This window comes from Actinomyces sp. oral taxon 175 str. F0384 (genome assembly GCF_000223355.1).
GTDB classification, from domain to species: domain Bacteria; phylum Actinomycetota; class Actinomycetes; order Actinomycetales; family Actinomycetaceae; genus Actinomyces; species Actinomyces oris.
The window spans coordinates 1259210-1279628 of sequence record NZ_AFUR01000001.1; the positions used below are offsets into that span (position 1 = coordinate 1259210).

Here is a 20419-nt window from a genome sequence, read left to right on the forward strand (position 1 = left end):
GTACTGGTGCGCACGAGCATGGAACCATGACAGCCACCGCAATATCATCACCTCGCCCCTCCCCCACCCACGCCGTCGGCCTGACGCCTGGTCTCAGGCTCGCCGGGATTTCCAAGTCATTCGGTCGCCAGGAGGTCCTCACCGATCTGGACCTGTCGGCCTATCCCGGCCGTGTCTACGGGCTGCTCGGTCTCAACGGGGCGGGCAAGTCGACCGCCTTCAACATCGCCCTGGGGCTGCTCACACCCGACGCCGGGCGTGTGGAAATCCAGGGGGCTCCGTTCTCCCGTCGCAGCCTGGCCCAGGTGGGGGCCTCCATTAACGGCCCCGCCCTTTTCCCCCAGCTGTCCGCGCGACGCAACCTGCTCGTCCACTGCCGTCTGACCGGTACCTCGCCGCAGGCCATCGCCCCGCTCCTGGAACGTGTCGGGCTGGCTGGAGTCGGCAGAAAGCGTGCCGGCTCCTTCTCCACGGGCATGAAGGTGCGCCTGTCCCTGGCTATGGCACTTCTGACCGACCCGGAGGTCCTCATCCTCGACGAGCCCCAGAACGGACTGGATCCTCAGGGCATCATCGAGCTGCGCGATCTCGTGCGGAACCTGGCTGACGAGGGACGCACCGTCGTCGTCTCCAGCCACCAGCTCGGGGAGATCGCCCGCATGAGTGACGACATCGGGGTCCTGGCAACCGGGCGCCTCGTCTACGAGGGGCCGCTGGCCGACTTCGCCGACGCCGACGACGAACGGGCCATGGAGGCGGCATTCCTGGCGGCAGTCACCGGAAGCGGACGCCCTGTCGGGACGGGGGCACGCGCATGAGCACCGTTGTGCAGCCGCAGACCCGGGTGAAGGCACAGGGGACGGCAGCAAAGGTGAGAGTAGGCCTGTGGGAGCTGGTGCGCGCCGAGCTCACCCGCAGTCGGCGCACCTTCACCTGGGGCGTGATCGGGGCGACTCTCATCTTCACCGTTCACACCATCATCCTGGCGAACGCCTCAATCTCCTCAGGAGTGGTCACGGAGCTCCAGTGGAACGGCAATGCCCTGGCGTGGATGCACATGTATGCCGGGGGCTTCGCCGTGCCTCTGGGGCTGCTGACCGGGGCGATGGCCCAGTGGCGTGAGCAGCGGTGGCGTCAGGGTGGGACGGCATGGCGCGCCGTCGCACCGCGCCGGGTGGCGGGTGCCCGCCTCGTGGTCCTGAGCCTGTCCGCGCTGGCCTGCCAGGTGGCGCTGGTCGCCCCGGTGGTGGGTCACGCCCTCATCGTCGGCAACGGCTGGGGTCCTTGGGACCGGTACCTGCTGTTCGCCACCTACATGTGGATCGTCGTCACCGGCGCCTGCGCCTGGGGCATGGCAGCCTTCCACGTGCTGCGAGTTGTTTCCATAGGGGTCGCCCCTGTCCTCGGCTTCGTCTGGTCCGTGGCGGGCGTGGTCCAGGCCGAGCGGAGCGACTGGTGGATGCTCCCGTGGGCCTGGACAGCGAGGGTCCCGTTGCCCCTGCTGGGTGTTCACGGCAGCAGCGTGCTGCTCGAGACGGACTCGCCGGTGTGGGGCTACCCGCTCCTGCCCGGGTTCCTGCTGACGATCGGCCTGACCCTGGCCGGCGTCGAACTGGCCGTACTCTGTGGGGCTTCCGGTGGTGCCGGGTCCTCGGTGTCGTCAGCTTCCCGGCTCAGCCGGCTGCTTCCTGGCGGAAGGGATGCCGTTGACGATCAGTCGGAGACCGTCTCGGTGCAGGCCCCGGTGGAGGTTACGACGTCGCAGCCCCGAGGCATCCCGATTCGTCAAGCCACGCTCACCACCCGTATGGCCCGTGTTCCCGGGCCGCGCAGTGCCGTCTTGGCGATGGCCGGCGTTCTGCCCTGGATCGTGTGGGCGGTCCTGGCGGTCTTGCTGCTCGCCTTCCTGGGGATCCTCCACATCGTGTACCCACCCGAGTACGGGCAGAGCTTCCTTGAACTCATGGGAGTGCCGGTTGCCGCCGCCCTCGTCGGCATCACGGTGTGGGGACGTCTCCAACCTGCCTGGCGTGCGCTCATCACCCGCCGAGGTGCCGGGGCCATCCTGACCTCAGCTGCGGTCCTGAGTGGGTTCTTCCTCATCCCGGTCCTGGGTGCCTCCTGGGGCATGACGGTCCTGGGCGACACGTTGACCCGCACCGACCCGAACCTGCCGGCGGTGACCGGTCCGGTCTACGGGTTCATGGTGATGCCGGCCGTTGCCTTCATGATCGCGGCCGTCAGCCTGGCGGTGGCTCTGAGCACCCGGATCGTCGTGGCGATCGTCCTCAACATCATCCTGGTCATCATGGGGCTGCTCATCGGCGGTAACGAGGTCTTGGCGGCCACCTGGCTGTGGCGGCTGGCCCCCTGGGGCTGGATGAGTATCGCTCACCAGTCTCCCGAGCGTTGGCTCACGATCGTTGTCCTCAGCCTGCTCATCGGATCGGTGGCGATGGGGACGGCGGCCCTAGGTGCCCGGCGCGCCGCCATCCGGGACTGAGTGGGGGTGTTGTCGGTGTGCCGTGCGCCCTCGGTGTCACATTTGGCGACTTTTATGTTACCTGTCGGCTGGCGTGTCCGGGTCTGTGGGGCTCTGACCAGCGCATACGTGTGCCAGGGTGCGATGTTATCGGCCAGGGGTGCTCTTGAAAGTCGCCGTTTGTGACACCGGTTGTGGAGTGAGCCTGGTGGTCTGTGGTGCGACCGCGTGTGCTGGGTGTTGGGGGTTAGTGGCCTTGGGCTTCTTCGGCGTCGTCGGTGAGGTAGGTGATGATGCGGACCAGGTCGTAGGGGGTGGAGGTCTCGGTGGTGGTGATGGTGCCCTCGATGGGTCTCCCCTGGGTGTCGCCTTGGGGGCGGAACCTGGTGGTCCAGGTGGTGGTCAGGGTGGTGGTGATTCCGGTGGCGGTGTGCTGGTAGTGGTGGGTGACGGTCTGGTGGGGGTAGGGGGCGCCTGGGTCGGTGGTGGTTGTGGTGGTGCCGTCTCCCCAGCCCCAGGTGTAGGAGGTGGGGGTGAACTCGACCTCGATGGGGGTGTTCAGGATGGTGGTGGTCTGGTAGCGCACGGCGGGGTTGGTGTAGACGATGAAGGCCTTGGAGATGATGACCTTGGGGCCCGGGGGCTGACGCGTGATACCCGAGCCCGAGGCGATCAGCGTGGCGGCCTGGCGGGTGGTAATCGTGATCGTACGAGGACCACCATCGGCAGGTTCGGCAGGTTGGGGGGAGGGGGTGCTTGGTGGGTCGTAGCACTTGTCCTCGATCCGCCCGTACTTGTCCTTCTGCGGCATGCACTTGTGTTGAGGCTGCTCATCCCACATCGACGGGTCCGACGCGGTCACAGTCGGATGCTCCTGAGACGGAGGTTCGCCAGAGTCCGGCACCCCCTCCTGAGGAATGGTTTCAGTCATCTCACCGTAAGCCTGACTGCCACCATCGATGTTTCTTGCTCCTAGTTTCGTCCCAGGAGGATTGAAGTCTTGTTCTTCGGCCCTCAAAGAAGAAGGCGCGAGAAGTAAAATTAGAACCATGATGGCTGTGGTGCTGTGTCTTGTTTTCATTTGGAAACCACCTCCACAGCCCCAATCATCCATCGGCCATTACTGTATCGAACTCCGAAGTTGACCTCCTGTTCAGTTGTCGCTTCGGCGATGGTGGGACTGCCTCCGTCTCCGTAGTATGAAGCCATCTTTCCGTAGTTAACGACGACCTTGACTCTGTTGTAGTCATAACCTTCTAGCTTCTCGTAGAAAGTCATGTCGACAATTTCCTGATCCCACTTGTCCGCCCATCCTCCTTTGTTGTGGATGTCATTGGCGTCGTCGATGGTGGACTGGCAGAACTTGCAGCGCTCGTCACTCATGGCGGCGAGCTCTGTGGTGTTGCCGGTCATGAAGGCGTAGCGGTAGAGGTCGAGGAAGTAGCGGACACTGGAAGCAGCCCCTTCGGGACTCTCCTCATTCATCTGCCCGGGTTTCTCCGGGGCGGGTTCGGCCAGGGCGGCGTCGCGCTTGGCGCGCAGCTCTGGGGTCAGGGCGGCTTCTCGGGAGGCGGTCGCTGAGGCGTTGGCGTCAGCGATGCCCTTCTCAGCCCGAGCAATAGCCGCCGACGCGCTGGCACTAGCGCTCGCACTGGCCTCCGCCTTGGCGTCCTTGGCCGAGCAGGCCGCCACCCCCAGTGTCAGCACACATACCGCCACCAGACCGGCCACACCCCTGCGACGCCCGACGCCAGAACCAGACCAATCCCTACGCCTTGCTAGCGCTGGCCCGCTCAGTCGTTCCGGTGCTCCCGGCAGGGTTGCCCACCCCGCGCACACACCGGGACCTGGGTGGGAGTCACGCTCGTATCCGACGGGACGCCGCCCCGGCTCGGACAGCCGGCTGCTTGGCCGCTCCACGCCTCCGACCAGCGCCGCCCGCCCCTCGCCGTCTCGGTGCGGGTGGGCGCGACGGCCTTGCGGTACGGGGCGCTGCTCTGACGCGACCACCTGGCCAGGATCGGATGCGGGCTGCCTGGCCCCTGTGGGCGCAGCAGGTCGTAGGGACACACTCAACACGGAAGCCTCCTCGCCACCGAAACAACTCCATACCCCGCCCGGCCGGGCGACACTGCCCATCCAGACGGTGCATTGACATTACCTGCCTCAACGCCCCCAAACCAGACCCCGAGGACACCCTGTGGAAAACCTCAGGGCAGGACATCACTCGACGATGGCTGACTCCGTCGCAGGCACCGAGCGCTGCGAGCCGGACCGGTCTTACAGAGGTCATGGGACAACGGTCGGTCAGTGTCCCACCGGCTTTCCGATAGCCTAGGCCCATGAAGACCTTTGAGGACCTTTTCAGCGAGCTGCAGCACAAGGCGGCCACCCGCCCTGAGGGCTCCGGGACGGTGGAGGAGCTGGACCGCGGGGTCCACTTCATCGGCAAGAAGCTCGTGGAGGAGGCTGCCGAGGCCTGGATGGCCTGCGAGCACGAGTCCGATGAAGCCGCCTGCGAGGAGATCAGCCAGCTGCTCTACCACGCCCAGGTCATGATGATCGCCAAGGGCTACAGCCTCCAGGACGTCTACCGCTACCTGTAATCCCCGAGCCCCCTCACGCCTCCTACTCGACTCCCCCACCACAGATCAGGAACCGCCGTGCTGCGTATTGCCGTCCCGAACAAGGGCTCCTTATCCGACCCCGCCATCACCATGCTCTCCGAGGCGGGCTACCGCACCCGCCGCACGGGCCGTGAGCTTGTGCTCGTCGACGAGGCCAACGACGTCGAGCTGTTCTTCCTGCGTCCGCGCGACATCGCCGTCTATGTCGGCCAGGGCACCGTCCACGCCGGCATCACCGGCCGCGACCTGCTCCTGGACTCCGGGGTTGACGCCGTCGAGCACCTGCCCCTGGGTTTCGCCCGCTCCACCTTCCGCTTTGCCGCCCCCAAGGGGACCATGAGCTCCTTGGCCGACGTCGCCGGGCGTCGGGTGGCCACCTCCTATGACGTCCTGGTGCGCAGCTACCTGGCTGCTCGAGGTGTGGATGCCCAGACCGTTCACCTCGACGGCGCTGTGGAGTCCTCCGTCCAGCTGGGCGTGGCCGACCTCATCGCTGACGTCGTCGAGACCGGCACGACGCTGCGGGCCGCCGGCCTGGAGACCTTCGGGGATCCGATCCTTGTCAGCGAGGCCGTGCTCATCACCACCGAGCAGTTCCGCGCAGAGCCCGGACTGGCCACGCTCGTGCGGCGGCTGGAGGGGGTGCTGCGCGCCCGCGCCTACGTGCTCGTCGACTACGACATCCCCATGAACAAGCTGCATCTGGCGACAGCCCTCACCCCGGGCATCGAGTCCCCCACCGTCTCCCCGCTGCAGAACCCCGACTGGGTGGCGGTACGCGCCATGGTCCCGCGAGCCGACATGAACCGGGTCATGGACGAGCTCTACGAGGTCGGGGCGCGCGCCATCCTCGTCTCCTCACTGCTGGCCTGCCGGCTCTAGAGGCCTTCCACTGAACGTCCTCGGGCCAGATGCCCTGTCCTGATCTCCTGCGCTCTACTGCGTCAGGGGCACGCAGACATCGGCGGCCTTGGGTGTCTTCTTGTCGCCCAGGATCTTGTGGGAGGCGAGGAACTCGATCATCGGTGTGAAGTCGTCGACCCGCACCGAGCCGACGGCCGCCTTTCCCTCCCCGCTGACCAGCTTGCCCGTGGCCACGGCGACCTCGCGGGCGTTGGCGGCCTGAGTGGAGTCGACCAGGTCCTGCACGTGCTCCTTGGTCGCCTCGACCGCGGCGTCAGGATCCTTGACGAAAGCGGTCATGCCCTCCACTGAGGCCTTGACCGCCGCCTGAAGGTCCTCACGCCGGGAGTCCAGCAGCTTGCGGGTCGTCACCAGGGAGACGCCGATGAGGGGGATCGACTCGGCCGGCTGGATCGTGCGCACCGCGGTGCCGGCCTGCTTGATCTGCACGGCGTCGTTGTTGGAGAAGCCGACGACGGCGTCAACCTTGCCGCCCACGAGCGCCGCCTGCTGGGTGTAGCCGATGTCCTGGATCGTCAGGTCGGACTCGCTCAGCGAGGCGGTGTCCATGGCCAGCTGTAGGGCGTACCAGGTCTCCCCCTTGCGTCCCGGTGTACCGACGGTCTTGCCCTTGAGGTCAGCAGGTGCCTTGATCGCAGAGCCCTCCGGGACAATGAGGCAGGCCGGGTAGGACTGGTAGAAGCCGCCGACGACGACGAGGTCGGACCCGTTGGAGGCGGCGACGACGGCCTCATCGGCTCCCGCCACGACGAGCTGCTCCTTCCCACTGAGAAGTGCGTCGAAGAGTCCCTCCTGGGCCCCGTGATGACGCAGGCTCACCCCGGACGCGTACTTGCTGTCCTTCTTGGCCATGTAGAAGGGCGCGAACTGGATGTTGGGCGTGTAGGTCAGGCCGATGGTTAGTGGGCTGCTTGCCTGTGACGAGCAGGCGGTGAGCACACCGGTACCGCTCAGGACGAGACCACTGGCGAGCAGGTGGCGGCGCGAGAGGGGCATGAGTATTTCCTTTCCAGGGGGATCGGGGCAGGGCGACGGGTGCGAGGCGCGATGGTCGAGGTGGCTCAGCCGGCACGCCGGCCGCGCAGGGCGTCCACGGTGCGGCTGCGCTGCTCGAGCTCGTGGAGCGCCCAGTGGATGGTGGTGGCCAGGATGCACAGGAGGGTGATGGTGGAGAACATGCCGGTGGTGTCCACCTTGTCGCGCTGGGTGGACAACAGCATGCCCAGGCCGTCACCGCCCATAATCATCTCTCCGACGACCGCGCCGGTGATGGACAGGGTGAACCCTGTGCGCAGCCCGGTGTAGATCGCCGGAAGCGTCATGGGCAGCTCCATGTGCACGAGCATGCTCAGCCCGTGCGCGCCGTCGAGCCGGGCAGCATCGATGACGTCCGTGTCCAGGCCCCGCAGCCCCAGAAGCACGGTGATTGTGATGGGGAAGAACACCATGAAGGCGCACAGGATCACCACCGGCAGGGTGCCATAGCCGATCCACAGGACGAGGAGCGGGGCTAAGGCGATACCGGGAACCGCCTGGCTCGCGGCGACATAGGGCAGCACGGCCCGGGAGAAGAACCGCCAGTGGTGCAGCATCCAGGCCAGTGGCAGCGCGAAGGCGGCGGCCAGCAAGCAGCCCAGGAGCGCCTCCTTGAGCGTCACCCCTGCGTAGGAGGCCAGCCCCGCCTGGGTCAGGCCCAGCCACATCCGGTTGATGACGGCCAGCGGACTGGGCAGGAAGATGGCCGGAACAGCGCCTGAGGCCGCGGCTGCCTGCCACGCGACGAGCAGAGTAGCGCCGAGAAGGAACGCCGGCCACGGGCCGCGGCGGCCTGCTGCGCGGATACGAGGCACATGGTGAGCCGGAGCCGTGTCCGACGACTCTGAGGCGGACCCCGACGGCGAGGCCATCGGTGAGGTCGAGGACGTCAACGGCTCCTGGACATCGCAGGATGCCACGGTGGAGGAAGCTTGAGAGCGTGCGGCCTTGCCGATGGGGCTGGGGCTGTACACGACGGTGTCCTCCCGGGTCGTTCCGGGAACGGGCGCTCCCGGCTGCACCGGGGTCCGCCTGCACGCCGTCGGTCGGCGCACATACGTGCTGGGCGCTCGCTCGGTTCACTATCCGGTGAGCTCACCGTCATGTGTGAGATCGGGACGTTGCCTCGAGTCGCGGGTCACCCCGCCGAGCGCCACGCGCATCCTCCCCTCCGGACTTTCACCGTCGGTGCCGGGATTCCACCGGCTCAGCCGCCGCACCCTTAGCCGCCTCAGGCGGCTGTGGTGCGAGCGGGTCGCGGACTGTGACCGCCGGTTCGGACTTTCACCGACCCCGGAGCACGTTGCTGGCCGCAAGGATACAACGTTGATCGCCACACGGCCACTGCGGTTGTGGCGACCGTCGTTGTGGGCCACCACAGCCGCAGTCGTGGACCGCTCAAGGCGCCATGATGATCCACAGCGCCGCGAGCAATGGTGTGGGCCGTCTATGCCCGTGACGCCGCGACAGCGGCGTCGAACTCCGCGGAGATCTCCTTCGAGGGCTGACTCATCCGAGATACGGCCACGGCCACAGCCAGGTTGCCCAGGAATCCGGGCAGAATCTCGTAGATGTCGAAGATGCGTCCCGGACCGCCGGAGGCGTACCCCCAGATCATGACGACGACGGCCCCGGTGATCATTCCGGCGAAGGCACCCATGGCGCTCAAGCGCTTCCAGTACAGCGACAGCAGAATGGTGGGTCCGAAGGAGGCGCCGAAGCCGGCCCAGGCGAAGGCCACGAGGGCGAGGATCGTTTTACTGGGGTTCCAGGCCATGACCGCCGCGACCAGGGCGATGGCGAAGACCGCAATGCGTGAGTAGAGCACCATGCGGTTGCCGCTGATCTTCTCCTCTCGGGTGCGGGCGAAGGACCCGTACAGGTCCTCGATGAGTGCCGAGGAGGTCACGAGCAGCTGGGAGGAGATCGTCGACATGATGGCGGCGAGGATGGCGGCCAGCATGAATCCGGCGACCAACGGGTGGAAGAGCAGCTGGCCCAGCGTGATGAAGACGGTCTCCGGGTCGGCCAGCTGATTCGTGTCGTGGTGGTAGGTGGCCACGCCGACGACGGCGGTGCCGGCTGCGCCGAGCACGGCGAAGAGCATCCAGCCGATTCCGATGGTGCCTCCGGCCACGGCCTCCCTGGGGCTGCGGATGGCCATGAACCGGACGATGATGTGCGGCTGTCCGAAGTAGCCCAGGCCCCAGGCCAGTGCCGAGATGACGCCGAGCAGCGTCGTCGTCGGGCCCCACATGACCCAGTAGTGAGGGTCGACCTCGGCGATGGCCTGCCTCAGGTTGGACAGTCCCCCGAGCCGAATGACCCCTGCGACGGGCACCATGACCAGGGCGGCCACCATCATGACTCCCTGGACGAAGTCGGTGTAGGACACGGCCAGGAACCCGCCGATGAGCGTGTAGACCACGGTGATGGCGGCGACGATGACCATGCCGAGGTGGTAGTCCATGCCGAAGGAGGACTCGAAGAAACGGCCGCCGGCGACCATGCCGGAGGAGACGTAGAAGGTGAAGTAGACCAGAATGATGAGGCCGCTGGACCACCGCAGCAGCCGGTGCGTGTCGTGGAGCCGGTTGTCCAGGAAGCTGGGGACCGTGATGGAATTGTTGGCGACCTCGGTGTAAGCGCGCAGGCGAGGGGCCACCAGCAGCCAGTTGGCCAGGGCTCCGACCGTCAGTCCGACAGCAATCCATCCCTCGACCAGTCCACTGACGTACAGGGTTCCCGGCAGTCCCATCAGCAGCCACCCCGACATGTCCGAGGCTCCCGCCGACAGTGCCGCCACCCAGGGATTGAGGTCGCGGTCGGCGAGCATGTAGTCGTCGAAGTTATCCGTTCGCAGATAGGCCCAGCCCCCGATGGCGAGCATGGCCACGAAGTAGACGATCATCGCGATGGCTTGATAGGTAGTGGCAGTCATCTATATGTCCTCACGTCAGTCAGAGGGGAGACATACCGCTGCAGCCGTTGGAGAAAGGACTCGGGGAGTCGCTTGAACGATTCAGGTCGGCATGCGCGGCATATCGCGGCTCGTCGTTGATGTTCCTGATGGCGCGACCATGAGCGACGGACAAGTACTACGGATGATGTGCAAATCCGTACGTGACATGACATGACGGGCAGCAGTGACCGCTCACTGGATCATGGTCAAGGTTTCCTCGTCGTTCCTTCTGTGTGGGCACGACTCAACGCACGTGAAGGACGATAGCCGCGGCGTAATCACCGTCATGGCTCATGGAAACCGGCCAACACCCTGGGGTTGATACCTCCTCTCCGAGGCTGCGCCCAACAGCGTGGGCAATGGTGCCGCTCAGGCGTAAAGAAGGGCGGCCCCACCGATCGGTGACAACCTCGATCTCACGCCAGTCGACGTCCTCAGCCAGGATAACCGGAGAAGTGCTCGTCCCGCGACTTTTTGCGCGCAGAACGTGTGCCTGGCTCCAGGCCTTGATGAAGGACTCCTTGGCTGCCCACCGTGCTGCTAGGTGCTGGGCCGGGGCGGTTCCCCTCTCCTCCGAACGGTTTCGGGCCTCTCGGTGCTCGCGCGCCGTGAAGGCGCGTTGTGCGAAGACGCTGCCGGGCTGCTCGAGCTGGGCGGAGAACTCCGGAATGTGCACCAGGTCCGTGCCCACCGCCAGAACAGTGGAATCGGGGGAAGTCGGCGGAGCATCTGGAAGCCTAGGCTTTGTCATCATCGAGCTCCAATGAAGAAAAGCTTACAAATCATCGAGGAATTTCCTTTTAAAAAGACTGTGCGAGCACAGACAGGACCGGTTCCACGGAAATGGTACCCATTGCCCGTGAAACCGGTCCTGTGAGCGCTCAGGTGAGGTGGTTACTCACCCGCGTGGTAGACGCCGTCGGAGCCCAGGCGTGCCTCGGGGTCGAGCAGCATGGCGGCCTCGACCTCATGCGGGTCGCGCTGCTTGGACTCCTCCCCCAGACGACGGCCCTGAACCTGCTCGAACAGCGGGGCCCGACCGATCATCCCGGCGCGGCGGCGCCTGGTCCCGGCGGCCAGGCGGGCGTTGGCGGAGGCCAGCCAGGCGTCAACCGCCTCCTGGCCCTCGGCCTGACGCAGGGCGGCCTCGAAGGCACCGGGGTGGACGATCGCGATGAGACCGGAGACGTGTCCGAAGCCCAGCGAGGTCAGCAGACCGGCTCGCACCGGGCCGGCGCCCGGGACGCGCCCGTCCTGGCCACCACGGCCGGCCAGACGGATGGGCCTGCGCGGCCACACCCAGAAGGCGTCCTTGGCCAGCGGGGCGTCGACGACATCCAGGGAGGCGTTGCCGGGAGCCACACCGGAGGCGAGGATCTCGGTCAGGCCCGCAACCTGGAAGACGGCGGCGCCGCCCTTGGCGTGACCGGTGATGGTCTTCTGCGAGACCGCCACCAACGAGTTGCCCTCGGAGCGTCCCAGTGCGCGCGCCAGACGCGTGTGCAGCTCGGACTCGTTGGGGTCGTTGGCACCGGTGGACGTGTCGTGCTTGGAGACCAGTGCGATGTCGTCGGCCTCCACACCCAGAGCCGCCAGGGCCTTGGCCAGGCGCGAGCTGCGCCCGCCGCGGCCGGCGCCCAGTGCGCCCAGGCCGGGTGCTGGGATCGAGGTGTGGGCGCCGTCGGCGTAGGAGGAGACGAAACCGACCACACCGGCCACCGGCAGCCCCATGCGGGCCGCCACCGAGCCACGGGCCAGGATCACCGTGCCGCCGCCCTCGGCCTCCACGAATCCGCCGCGACGGCGGTCGTTGGCGCGCGAGAAGTGGCGGTCGGAGATGCCCTTGGCGCGCATGGCCGCGGCCTCCGCGGTGGCGTTCATGTTGCCGAAGCCGACGACCGATTCGATCGAGATGTCGTCGATGGCGCCGGCCACGACGACGTCGGCCTTGCCCAGGGCGATCTTGTCCCAGCCCTCCTCAATGGAGACGGCCGCGGTGGCGCAGGCGCTCACCGGCTGGACCATGGCGCCGTAGCCGCCGATGTAGGACTGCATGACGTGGGCGGCCACGACATTGGGCAGGGCCTCCTGGAGGATGTCGCTGGGACGCTCCTCCCCCAGGAACCGGCCGACGAACATCTTGCGCATCGACTCCATGCCACCGAACCCGGTGCCCTGCGTGGAGGCCACGTCGGAGGGGTGGACGGCCTTGAGGAGCTCGGCCGGGGTGAAGCCGGCCGACAGGAAGGCGTCGACGGCGGTGACCAGGTTCCAGGAGGCGATGGGGTCCATGCCCTGGGTCATCGAGGCGGGGATGCCCCAGCGCTCCGGGTCGAAGTCGCGCGGGAACTGGCCGCCGACCGTGCGCGACAGAGCGGCGCGTCGCGGCACCCGGGCCAGTGAGCCGGCCAGTCGGGTGACGGTCCACTCGCCGGTCTCGGCGTCGGGAACCACGAGCGTGTGCTCGGGGTCGGAGGCCTCGATGGTGCGGGCCGTGGCCTCGTCAGGAACCGACAGGGTGATGTCGCGGTCGAGGTAGACGGTGACCTCCTCGTCGGCGATCGGCGCGATGACACCGTCGTCGACGAACTCGCGGATACCGCAGCGGGCCACGACCTCGTCGCGGTAGCGCTCCAGGATGTCGGACTCCTCGACCATCTCCCCGTCGGTGTCGTACCAGCCGGCCTTGGGGCTGTCCTGCCAGGTGAGCAGACCCATGCCCCAGGCGAGCTCGAGGACACCGGCAGCGGTCAGGTCGACGTCCTCGCCGCCGCTCATTCCCAGCTCGGCCTCGCGGCGCGTACGGCCCGATCCCCAGGTGGAGACCTCTCCGGTGGAGATGATGACGACCAGGTCATCGAGGTCGGCGCTCACCTCGCCCCACTGGGGGGCGGTGGGCTGGGTCGGAACCACCGGGGTGGGCAGGGCCTTGATGACGGCCGGGGCCTCGGCCTCCTCAGCGGGCGCAGCGGCCTGCGCGGCGGCGTTCTCACGCAGGGCCACCAGGTCGATGTCGTCACCCAGTCCCCCCGTGAGGTCGGCGTTCACCGGGGCCTGAGCCGCCCGGGTGCGCACCTCGGTGGTGCACAGGCCGGTGAGCTCGGAGGCGATCTCCTCCGTGGTCCAGGTGCGCACCCCGGCTGCCTCGACGGCGGCGACGAGCGGGTCGTTACCGCCCATGAGGCCGGTTCCCTTGACCCAGCCGATGCGCGGGTGGGCCAGGGTGACGCGCTGGGCCCAGGCCCGCTCCGAGGACCAGCGGTTGACGATCGCGTCCAGGGCGGACTTGACCTCGCCGTAGGCGCCGTCGCCGCCGAAGGTGCCCCGGTTCGGGGAGCCGGGCAGGACCACGTGCAGACGGTGGTCGACGTGGGTGTCGGTGCCAATGGCGCTCAGGGCGGCGATGGTGCGCTCCACCGACCACAGCAGCAGGCGGGTCTGGGACTCGGCCGCCGGGCCGGCGTCGGCCAGCGTGCCGGAGACTCGCGGCGCGGCGAAGGGGAACAGGAGGGTGGGAACCAGGGCCTCCTTGACGACCTTGGTGGAGCCGCCGGAGGTGACCACCTGGTCGTTGCCGATCCACTCCGCCAGGGCGTCGACGTCCCGGTAGGAGGACAGGTTCGCGGGAACCATCCACAGCTTGGCGCCGGCCGCGGCGTGCTCGCGGTACAGGGTGGTGGCGAACTCGAGGCGCTCGTGGGTCAGGCGCGAGCTGGTGGCCACCACGGTGGCGCCACCGGCCAGCAGCTCCCCGACGACGGCTGCGGCGATGGAGCCGGGGGCCACACCGGTGACGACGGCGACGTCCTCGGACCAGCGCACCGTGGCGTCACCGGCCTGCGGGGTCTTCGGCGCGGCCAGGGCGATCTCGGTCAGGACGGCGGCGCGCTCGGCACCGTCGGCCAGGTCGGAGGCCTTGGCCTGCTTGGCCCACCAAGTGGCGTGATCGGCCACCGCCTGTCCCAGACCCACGAAGCGCTCGGGGGCCAGGAGCCGGCGGAAGGCGTCCAGGTCGGTCTCGCCGGAGCCGAGTCGGGCGACGTCCTCACGGGCCGTGGCCCAGCGGTCATCGATGAGGACGGCGCGCTCAGGGGCGAAGGCCGGGGTGACGGACTTGACCCATCCGGCACCGAGCTCGGCGTCCAGGGCGGCCATGGCAGCCCGGGTACGGGAGGCCTCGTCATCGGCATCAGCCGAGACAGTGGCCTTCTCGGCCAGCCCCAGGGCGTCCAGGAGGGTGCGGGCCGTGGTGGCCAGGACACCCTCGGAGCCGGTGACGCTCTGGGCGAAGGCGTCCAGGGCCGCGGAATCGACCACTGCGCCCCCGGCACCACCGGCACTCGGCTTGGCGACGCTCACACCGTGGTCGGCGGCGACGGCCTGGACGGCGGAGTCGATGAGGGAGTCCACGGCGCTCGCACTGGTCAGCGGGGCCGAGGAGCCCAGGGAGGCCAGGTCCTCGCCACGCATCGAAGCGCCCTCCCGGGTGCCCAGGAACAGGGCGGCGGTCACGTGGGAGACCCAGCCCTGCCCCAGTCCCCAGGTGCCGGTGACGCGGTCGGCGATACGGGAGGCGCGCACGCCGGAGGGGCCCAGGAGCCGGCCCAGCCCCACGCGGATGGCCTCGGTGAGGACCGGACCGAAGGCCTTGTAACCGGGAGCGCCCTTGGCGACCGTGGCGGCCAGAGCCGTCATGTCGGCGTCAGCGGCACCGTCGATGGAGGCGAGCTCGAGCTCGGTACCCAGGTCCATGAGGAGCTGGTTACGACGCGAGGAGACTCCGTTGGTGAGTGTCTCGGTGGTGTCCGTGGCGCCGATCTGCTCGGGGCGGATGCGCGAGGCGTGGGCCAGGAGCACCGTCAGGGCGTCGGTCGCACCGAAGGGCAGGTCGTCCACCGGTCCGGCTGCGGCTGGAGCCGGACCAGCGGGTGCGGCCTCGGCCGCGGGGGCGGGAGCCTGCTCGGCAGCAGTGCTCTGTGCGGGAGCCTGGGCCTCAGTAGCCGGCTCCTCGGCGGCCGGAACGTCGAAGTCCGGTTCGGTGAGCTCTACGGCCGGGTCGGTGTCGGTGGCCAGCACCCGGGCCTCGTCGCGACGAGCGTTGTGCACGGTGACGTGGCGCCCGGCGTGCTGGGGCAGACGCAGGGTGTTGGTGGCCAGGTTCGCCAGGGTGGGGGAATTGGCCAGGCCCACCTCAACGATGTGCTCGATCCCCAGGCCGCCCTCGCTCGGGGAGGACAGCAGGACCTCCTGGGTCTCGATCCAGCGCACCGGAGAGGCGAACTGCCAGGCCAGGAGCTCGACGAGCAGGACTCGGGCCAGCTCCGTGGGGCGCTTCACCCAGGAGTCCCAGTCGGCCAGGATCTCCTCAACGGGCTCGGAGGGCACGACCTCAAGGATCGAACGGGCGAAGTCCTGGGTCAGCGCGAAGGGCCGGGCCACGAGGTTGGGAACGTAGTGGCCCACCAGGCGCGCGACATCCAGGTCCTCGGGGACGAGCTCGAGCAGACGGCCACGGAACTCCGGCACACCGGGGCGCAGCACCTCGGAGTGGAAGGGCACGTCGATGCCGGGGACGAACATGAAGGGGTTCTTGCCCCCGCGGGCCTTGGCCTTGGCGCGGGCGTCGGCGGCCAGGGCGTCCAGGCCCTTGATCGTGCCGGCCACGGCGTACTGGACGCCGGCCAGGTTGTGGTTGACGATCTGGAGGAACTCGCCGGTGGCCTCGGAGATCGAGCGCACGTAGGCCTCGACCTCGTCGGCCTTGATGCCCGCCTGGTTGGGACGCAGGGCCCCCATGCGGTAGTTCGAGGCGCCGTCGGCGTCACGGGGCACCAGCGAGTGCATGGTCGAGCCGCGCTGGAAGACGATCGAGATGGTCGTCTCCACGGGCATGACGCGCCCGTAGGCGCTCAGCGCCGTGTACTCGCCCAGGGAGTGGCCGGCGAAGGCGGCGCTCTCCACCAGGGCACCGGCCTCGGCCAGACGTGCAGTGGTCGCCATGGCGACGGTGGCCAGGGCCACCTGGGTGAACTGGGTGAGGTTGAGCAGGCCCTCGGGGTGGCGGTAGGTGACGCCGCGGGCGGTCATCTCGGTGGGGTTGTCGCGCACCAGGTTGATAACGGAGAAGCCCAGCTCGGCGCGGGTGTGGGCGTCGGCCCGCTCCCAGATCTCCCGGGCGGCCTTGGAGGAGTTCATCTCGTCCAAGCCCATGCCGGGGGCCTGGATGCCCTGACCGGGATAGACGTAGGCGGTGGGCTCGGGCGTCGTCACGGCAGTACCGCGGGAGACGACCTCGCCGTTGATCCGGCAGACGACCTCCAGGACGTAGCCGCCGCCGACCACCAGTCCGGTGCGCTCCACGGTGATCTCGACGTCGTCGCTCAGCTCGACCGGACCGGTCATGACGTAGGTCCAGCCGGCCAGGACGTGGCGCGAGCCGTCGGCCGCGGTGGAGGCCGCCACCTGCTGGGCAGTGGCCGACAGCCACATGCCGTGGACGAGCGGGGCCTCCATACCGGCCACGTGGGCGGCGTTGTAGGAGGTGTGGATCGGGTTGAAGTCACCGGTGACCCGGGCGAACGCGGTCATGTCAGCGGGCGCGGTGACGGTGGTGCGGCGCAGGATGCGGCGTGCGGCCGGGGCCGTCTCGCGTCCGGTGCCGCCGGCGAGCTCGGGGGCGCTGGGCACGGCGTTGCCGGAGGCGCGGCCGCGGATGGCGAAGCGCTCACGCATGAGTGCCACCACGGTGCCGTCGGTGGCGTCGGTCAGCTCCAGGCGCACGTCGACGACGCGGCCGGCGCTGGACTCCTCCAGAGCGGCGACCCAGCCGGTGACGTTGATCGTGGGGCTGGTCGTGGCTGCGGCCTCCTGGAGCTGGTGGAGGGTGAGGTGCAGGTCGATGGTGTGGTCCAGGTGGACGGCACCGAGCAGGCCCTCGATGAGCGGCATGCCGTCCTCGACGACGCTGCCCAGGGCGGCGTAGACCACCGGCCAGCAGGGGCCGAGCAGGGCGTCGGGCACGAAGGGCGCGGCGGACAGGTCCGACGGCAGGGCGTCGGCGGTCACCGAGGCGTGGTCGTGGCCCAGGGTGCTTGCCAGGGTGAAGGAGCCGTGGATGGTGCCGAAGGGCTGGGTGGTGGGGCGTCCCAGGACGTCCGTGGCCCCGGCCTGCGCGGGGCGGACCTCGGGCAGGTGGTCGACATGGTCGCCCGTGATGGACACGGCCCCCACGCCGGCGGTGGCCCGCAGCAGGTCGTTCATCGTCTCGCTGATGCGCTCGGGGTCGACCAGCGGAGCAGCGCCGTCCCAGGCGCGGGCCAGGCGCAGCGGCACGACGAGGCGGCGCACGGCGTGGATCTCATCTCCGCCGGGAGTGCCGTCCCAGTGGGTGTCGAGGCGGATGTCGAGGTCGTAGGCGTCCTCGGCCACGTCCGGGCGGGCGACGACGTTGTAGGCGTCGTCGTCCAGGACGATGGCCGGGTTGACCGTCAGGTGGCCGTTCCACAGGACGTGGGGGGCCACCTGGACGAGCTCCTTGGCGTCGGCCACGGGAGCTGCCAGGACGCCGTCGGCCACGGCGGGGGCGGCGCCCAGGCGGCCTGCGGCCTCCTGCTCGCCCGTGCCGGCCTCCTGGAGGGCCTCGACGGCGGCGGTCTCGAAGCGGCCCAGCAGCTCGCCGACCGGCTCATTGATGGTGGTGATACCGGCAACGGCGACCGGACCGGGGATGATGCGCACCTGGTCAGCGGTGTAGCGCGGGTCCTGGGACTGCCACAGGGAGTCGGTACCCCACCAGCGCAGGATGTCGGCGTCGACCACGGGCACGAAGGGCACGGGCTTGGGGTGCTTGCGGCACAGGTCGACGAACCAGGCGGCGTCGACGGGCTCCACGAGGGTGGAGGCGGCCGACGGGTAGTGCTCGGCCAGTGCGGCCAGGGCGGCGTCAGAGTCGATGACGGCGTCGTAGTCGGCGAAGAGCGTGGGGATCTCGCCGTGGTCGGCCCGGCTCAGGCGGGCCTCGATGCGGTGCAGCAGGTCGATGAAGCGGTCGTACCAGCCCTCGTCGGCCCAGTCGGCGCGGGTGGCGCTGCGCCCCTCGTGGGGGGCGACGCACAGCTCGGCGTAGCGGGTGGCCCACTGAAGGTAGGTCATCTCCTCGACGTCACCGAAGTAGGGCTTAGCGGTCTTGGCCAGGGCGTCGATCATCTCCTGGCGGCGTGCGGCCATGGCGGCCTCGTCACCGGCGAGCTCCTGGATGAGGCGGGAGGCCCGGGCCGAGGAGTTGTCGATCTCGTAGAGGTCGGCGCGCAGGTGGGACAGTCCGGAGGTCATACCGCCGATGGACTCCCCGGAGGCGACCCAGCCGCCCTCGACCCCGGAGTCCTCGGGGATTCCAGGGGTGTCGACGAGGAGCTGCTTGACGTCGTCGTTGGTCTTGGCCTCCAGGCAGGTCATGGCGGCGGTGCCGATCATGACGCCGTCGACGGGGGCGGCAGCCGTGCCGTAGGCCTCGGCCCAGCGGCCGGTGAGGTAGTCGGCGGCGCGGGTGGGCGTACCGATGCCGCCGCCGACGACGAGCACCACGTTGGTCACGGCGCGGATGGCGTCGTAGGTGGCCAGGAGCATGGTGTCCAGGTCCTCCCACGAGTGGTGGCCACCGGCGTGCCCGTCCTCGATCTGGATGATGACGGGGCTGTCGGGCACGGCGCGGGCGATGGCCAGGACCTGACGGATCTGGTCCACGGTGCCGGGCTTGAAGGCGATGTAGGGGAAGCCCTCGGCGTGGAGGCGCTCAAGCAGGGCGGTGGCCTCCTCAAGCTCGGGGATCCCGGCGGAGATAGTGATGCCGTCGATCGGGGCGCCCCCGGCGCGAGCCTTGGACAGCAGGCGCTGGGTCCCCAGGTGCAGGTTCCACAGGTAGCGGTCCATAAACATGGCGTTGAAGGCCGCGGTGCGCCCGGGCTCGAGAGCCTTCTCCAGGCCCTGGAGGTTCTCGGTCAGGACGGCGGGAGTGGTCTGGCCCCCACCGGCGAGCTCGGCCCAGTAACCGGCGTTGGCGGCGGCCGCCACGATGGCGGGATCCACGGTGGTGGGGGTCATTCCCGCCAGCAGCACCGCACTGCGCCCGGTCAGGCGGGTGAAGGCGGTGTCAAGGGTGAGGCGGCCGTCGGGCAGGCGAGTGATGCGCGGGGCGAAGCGGGAGCGGTCGACGCCGGGCCGGGGGGCCGCGCCGGCCCGGTCGAGGTCGTCAATGGCCTTGGCGGTCCCGGCGGGCACGACGGTGGTGCCGGTGCCGGCCACGACGCCCTCGGTGAGACGGACCAGGACGTTGCCCGGCCCCAGGTCCAGGACGGTGCGCACCGGGGCGTCCGATCCGGCTGCGAGGGCCCCGGTGACCAGACCGGGCCAGTCGACCGGGTCGATGAGCACAGCGGTGGCCAGCTCGCGGGCGAGCTTCTCGTTCAGGCCGCAGGCGGCCGCCCAGGCGGCGACGTCGTCGACCGCTCCGGCGAGCAGCGGGGTGTGGAAGGGCACCGAGGTGGTGAGGAACTCGGTGACCGGGGCCAGGACGGCGCCGCCGCGGCGGCGGTCCTTACGGGCCTTGGCGCTGCGGGCGGCGGCCGCCTCCAGCGCGGTGACAACGGCCTCGAGGTCGGCCGGGCGCCCCGAGAGGATGTGCGCCTGACGGCCGTTGGTCACGCCCACGGAGATCCGCTCCGAGCCGGGGACCCGGGACAGGACGGCGTCGAGCACGCTGCGGGTGACGCCGCGCACCGAGAGCATGGGGGTGGACTCCCCCACCGTGCCCAGGTCGAGACGGCGGGTCGTGCGGGTGGCCGCCGCACCGATGAGGCGGGCGATGGCGTGAACCTCAATGACGCGCTCGCGCTCGCCGGCCTGCACGGCCTGGAGCAGGCTGACGCCCAGGACGCCCTGGGAGTGGCCGACGGCGCTCACCGGGGCGTGGGCGGCCGGGTCGATGCCGGCGCCGGGCAGGGAGGCCAGGGCGGCGTGCTGGGCCATGAGGATGCCGGGCACGGAGACGTCGGCGCCGTCGGCGGTGGTGCGGTGCTGAGGGGCGACCGGGGCCGCCTCGTCGTCCAGGAGCCTCGAGCCGCGCGGGGTCACGGTGAGCAGGTCGGTGGACACGGGGGCCAGACGCTCGGCCACGGCCTGGTCGACCGCCACGACGTCAGCGGCCAGGGCGTGGTCCAGAGAGACCAGGTCGGCCAGCGTCTGGCGCCAGGGGGTGGCCTGACCGCCGAAGGTGATGATGTAGGGCTCGCCTCCGCTCAGGCGCTCAGCGATGGTGGTCGCGGGGCTGGGGGCTTGCGAGTTCGTGTGCACGGTAGTGGTGTCCTTCGGTGTTGCGACGGCGTGGTCGGTGGT

The 20419-nt window shown here is 69.2% G+C and carries 11 protein-coding genes and 1 riboswitch; of the genes, 4 read left to right on the forward strand and 7 right to left on the reverse strand.

Going from position 1 to position 20419, the window contains the following annotated elements; all coding sequences use genetic code 11:
* The first annotated feature begins 26 nt into the window (after positions 1–26).
* Both HMPREF9058_RS05310 and HMPREF9058_RS05315 read left to right on the forward strand, forming a co-directional pair.
* The gene (locus tag HMPREF9058_RS05310) at positions 27–818 is read left to right on the forward strand and encodes an ABC transporter ATP-binding protein (protein ID WP_009747478.1); all 792 of its coding nucleotides are present in this window, start codon (positions 27–29) and stop codon (positions 816–818) included.
* Entirely contained in the window at positions 815–2503 is a 1689-nt protein-coding gene (locus HMPREF9058_RS05315) for a hypothetical protein (RefSeq protein WP_050797994.1), read from the forward strand. The genes HMPREF9058_RS05310 and HMPREF9058_RS05315 overlap by 4 nt, the downstream gene beginning before the upstream one ends.
* Positions 2504–2729: 226 nt before the next feature.
* On the opposite strand, the gene HMPREF9058_RS05320 is transcribed toward HMPREF9058_RS05315, so the two are convergent.
* Together HMPREF9058_RS05320 and HMPREF9058_RS05325 are read right to left on the reverse strand one after the other, a co-directional pair.
* The gene (locus HMPREF9058_RS05320) at positions 2730–3344 is read right to left on the reverse strand and encodes a zinc transporter (RefSeq protein ID WP_254654064.1); all 615 of its coding nucleotides are present in this window, start codon (positions 3342–3344) and stop codon (positions 2730–2732) included.
* Positions 3345–3559: 215 nt separating this feature from the next.
* Positions 3560–4189, reverse strand: coding sequence for a DUF6318 family protein (locus tag HMPREF9058_RS05325; RefSeq protein WP_009747646.1), 630 nt, complete (start codon positions 4187–4189; stop codon positions 3560–3562).
* Between the two features lie 635 nt (positions 4190–4824).
* Between HMPREF9058_RS05325 and HMPREF9058_RS05330 the strand changes: the two genes are divergently transcribed.
* Both HMPREF9058_RS05330 and hisG read left to right on the forward strand, forming a co-directional pair.
* Positions 4825–5088, forward strand: a complete 264-nt coding sequence (locus tag HMPREF9058_RS05330) for a phosphoribosyl-ATP diphosphatase (protein WP_009747388.1) — start codon at positions 4825–4827, stop codon at positions 5086–5088.
* Between the two features lie 57 nt (positions 5089–5145).
* Positions 5146–5991: an ATP phosphoribosyltransferase gene (gene hisG / locus HMPREF9058_RS05335; protein WP_009406030.1), complete on the forward strand. Its 846-nt coding sequence runs from the start codon at positions 5146–5148 to the stop codon at positions 5989–5991.
* Between the two features lie 54 nt (positions 5992–6045).
* Here the strand turns inward: hisG and HMPREF9058_RS05340 are convergent, their stop codons facing one another.
* The 5 genes from HMPREF9058_RS05340 to HMPREF9058_RS05360 all read right to left on the reverse strand — a co-directional run bounded on the left by HMPREF9058_RS05340 (position 6046) and on the right by HMPREF9058_RS05360 (position 20377).
* Positions 6046–7029, reverse strand: coding sequence for an ABC transporter substrate-binding protein (locus tag HMPREF9058_RS05340; RefSeq protein ID WP_009406230.1), 984 nt, complete (start codon positions 7027–7029; stop codon positions 6046–6048).
* Between the two features lie 65 nt (positions 7030–7094).
* Complete coding sequence (locus HMPREF9058_RS05345) at positions 7095–7940, reverse strand: ABC transporter permease (protein WP_368072133.1); 846 nt, start codon at positions 7938–7940, stop codon at positions 7095–7097.
* Between the two features lie 283 nt (positions 7941–8223).
* Positions 8224–8374: riboswitch (FMN riboswitch) on the reverse strand.
* A gap of 141 nt (positions 8375–8515) precedes the next feature.
* Positions 8516–10009 carry a sodium/proline symporter PutP gene (putP, locus tag HMPREF9058_RS05350; protein WP_009405599.1) on the reverse strand — a complete coding sequence of 498 codons (1494 nt, stop codon included), beginning with the start codon at positions 10007–10009 and terminating at the stop codon, positions 8516–8518.
* 265 nt (positions 10010–10274) lie between these two features.
* A complete protein-coding gene (locus HMPREF9058_RS05355; protein WP_009747552.1) occupies positions 10275–10784 on the reverse strand; it encodes a holo-ACP synthase in 510 nt (169 codons plus the stop codon).
* 140 nt (positions 10785–10924) lie between these two features.
* Positions 10925–20377, reverse strand: a complete 9453-nt coding sequence (locus HMPREF9058_RS05360) for a type I polyketide synthase (protein ID WP_009747654.1) — start codon at positions 20375–20377, stop codon at positions 10925–10927.
* Between the last annotated feature and the right edge of the window lie 42 nt (positions 20378–20419).

Coding starts and splice junctions, on each gene's coding strand:
- putP (WP_009405599.1), bottom strand. CDS start 10,009: ATGACTGCCACTACCTATCAAGCCATCGCGATGATCGTCTACTTCGTG.
- HMPREF9058_RS05315 (WP_050797994.1), top strand. CDS start 815: ATGAGCACCGTTGTGCAGCCGCAGACCCGGGTGAAGGCACAGGGGACG.
- HMPREF9058_RS05340 (WP_009406230.1), bottom strand. CDS start 7,029: ATGCCCCTCTCGCGCCGCCACCTGCTCGCCAGTGGTCTCGTCCTGAGC.
- HMPREF9058_RS05345 (WP_368072133.1), bottom strand. CDS start 7,940: ATGGCCTCGCCGTCGGGGTCCGCCTCAGAGTCGTCGGACACGGCTCCG.
- HMPREF9058_RS05355 (WP_009747552.1), bottom strand. CDS start 10,784: ATGATGACAAAGCCTAGGCTTCCAGATGCTCCGCCGACTTCCCCCGAT.
- HMPREF9058_RS05330 (WP_009747388.1), top strand. CDS start 4,825: ATGAAGACCTTTGAGGACCTTTTCAGCGAGCTGCAGCACAAGGCGGCC.
- HMPREF9058_RS05310 (WP_009747478.1), top strand. CDS start 27: ATGACAGCCACCGCAATATCATCACCTCGCCCCTCCCCCACCCACGCC.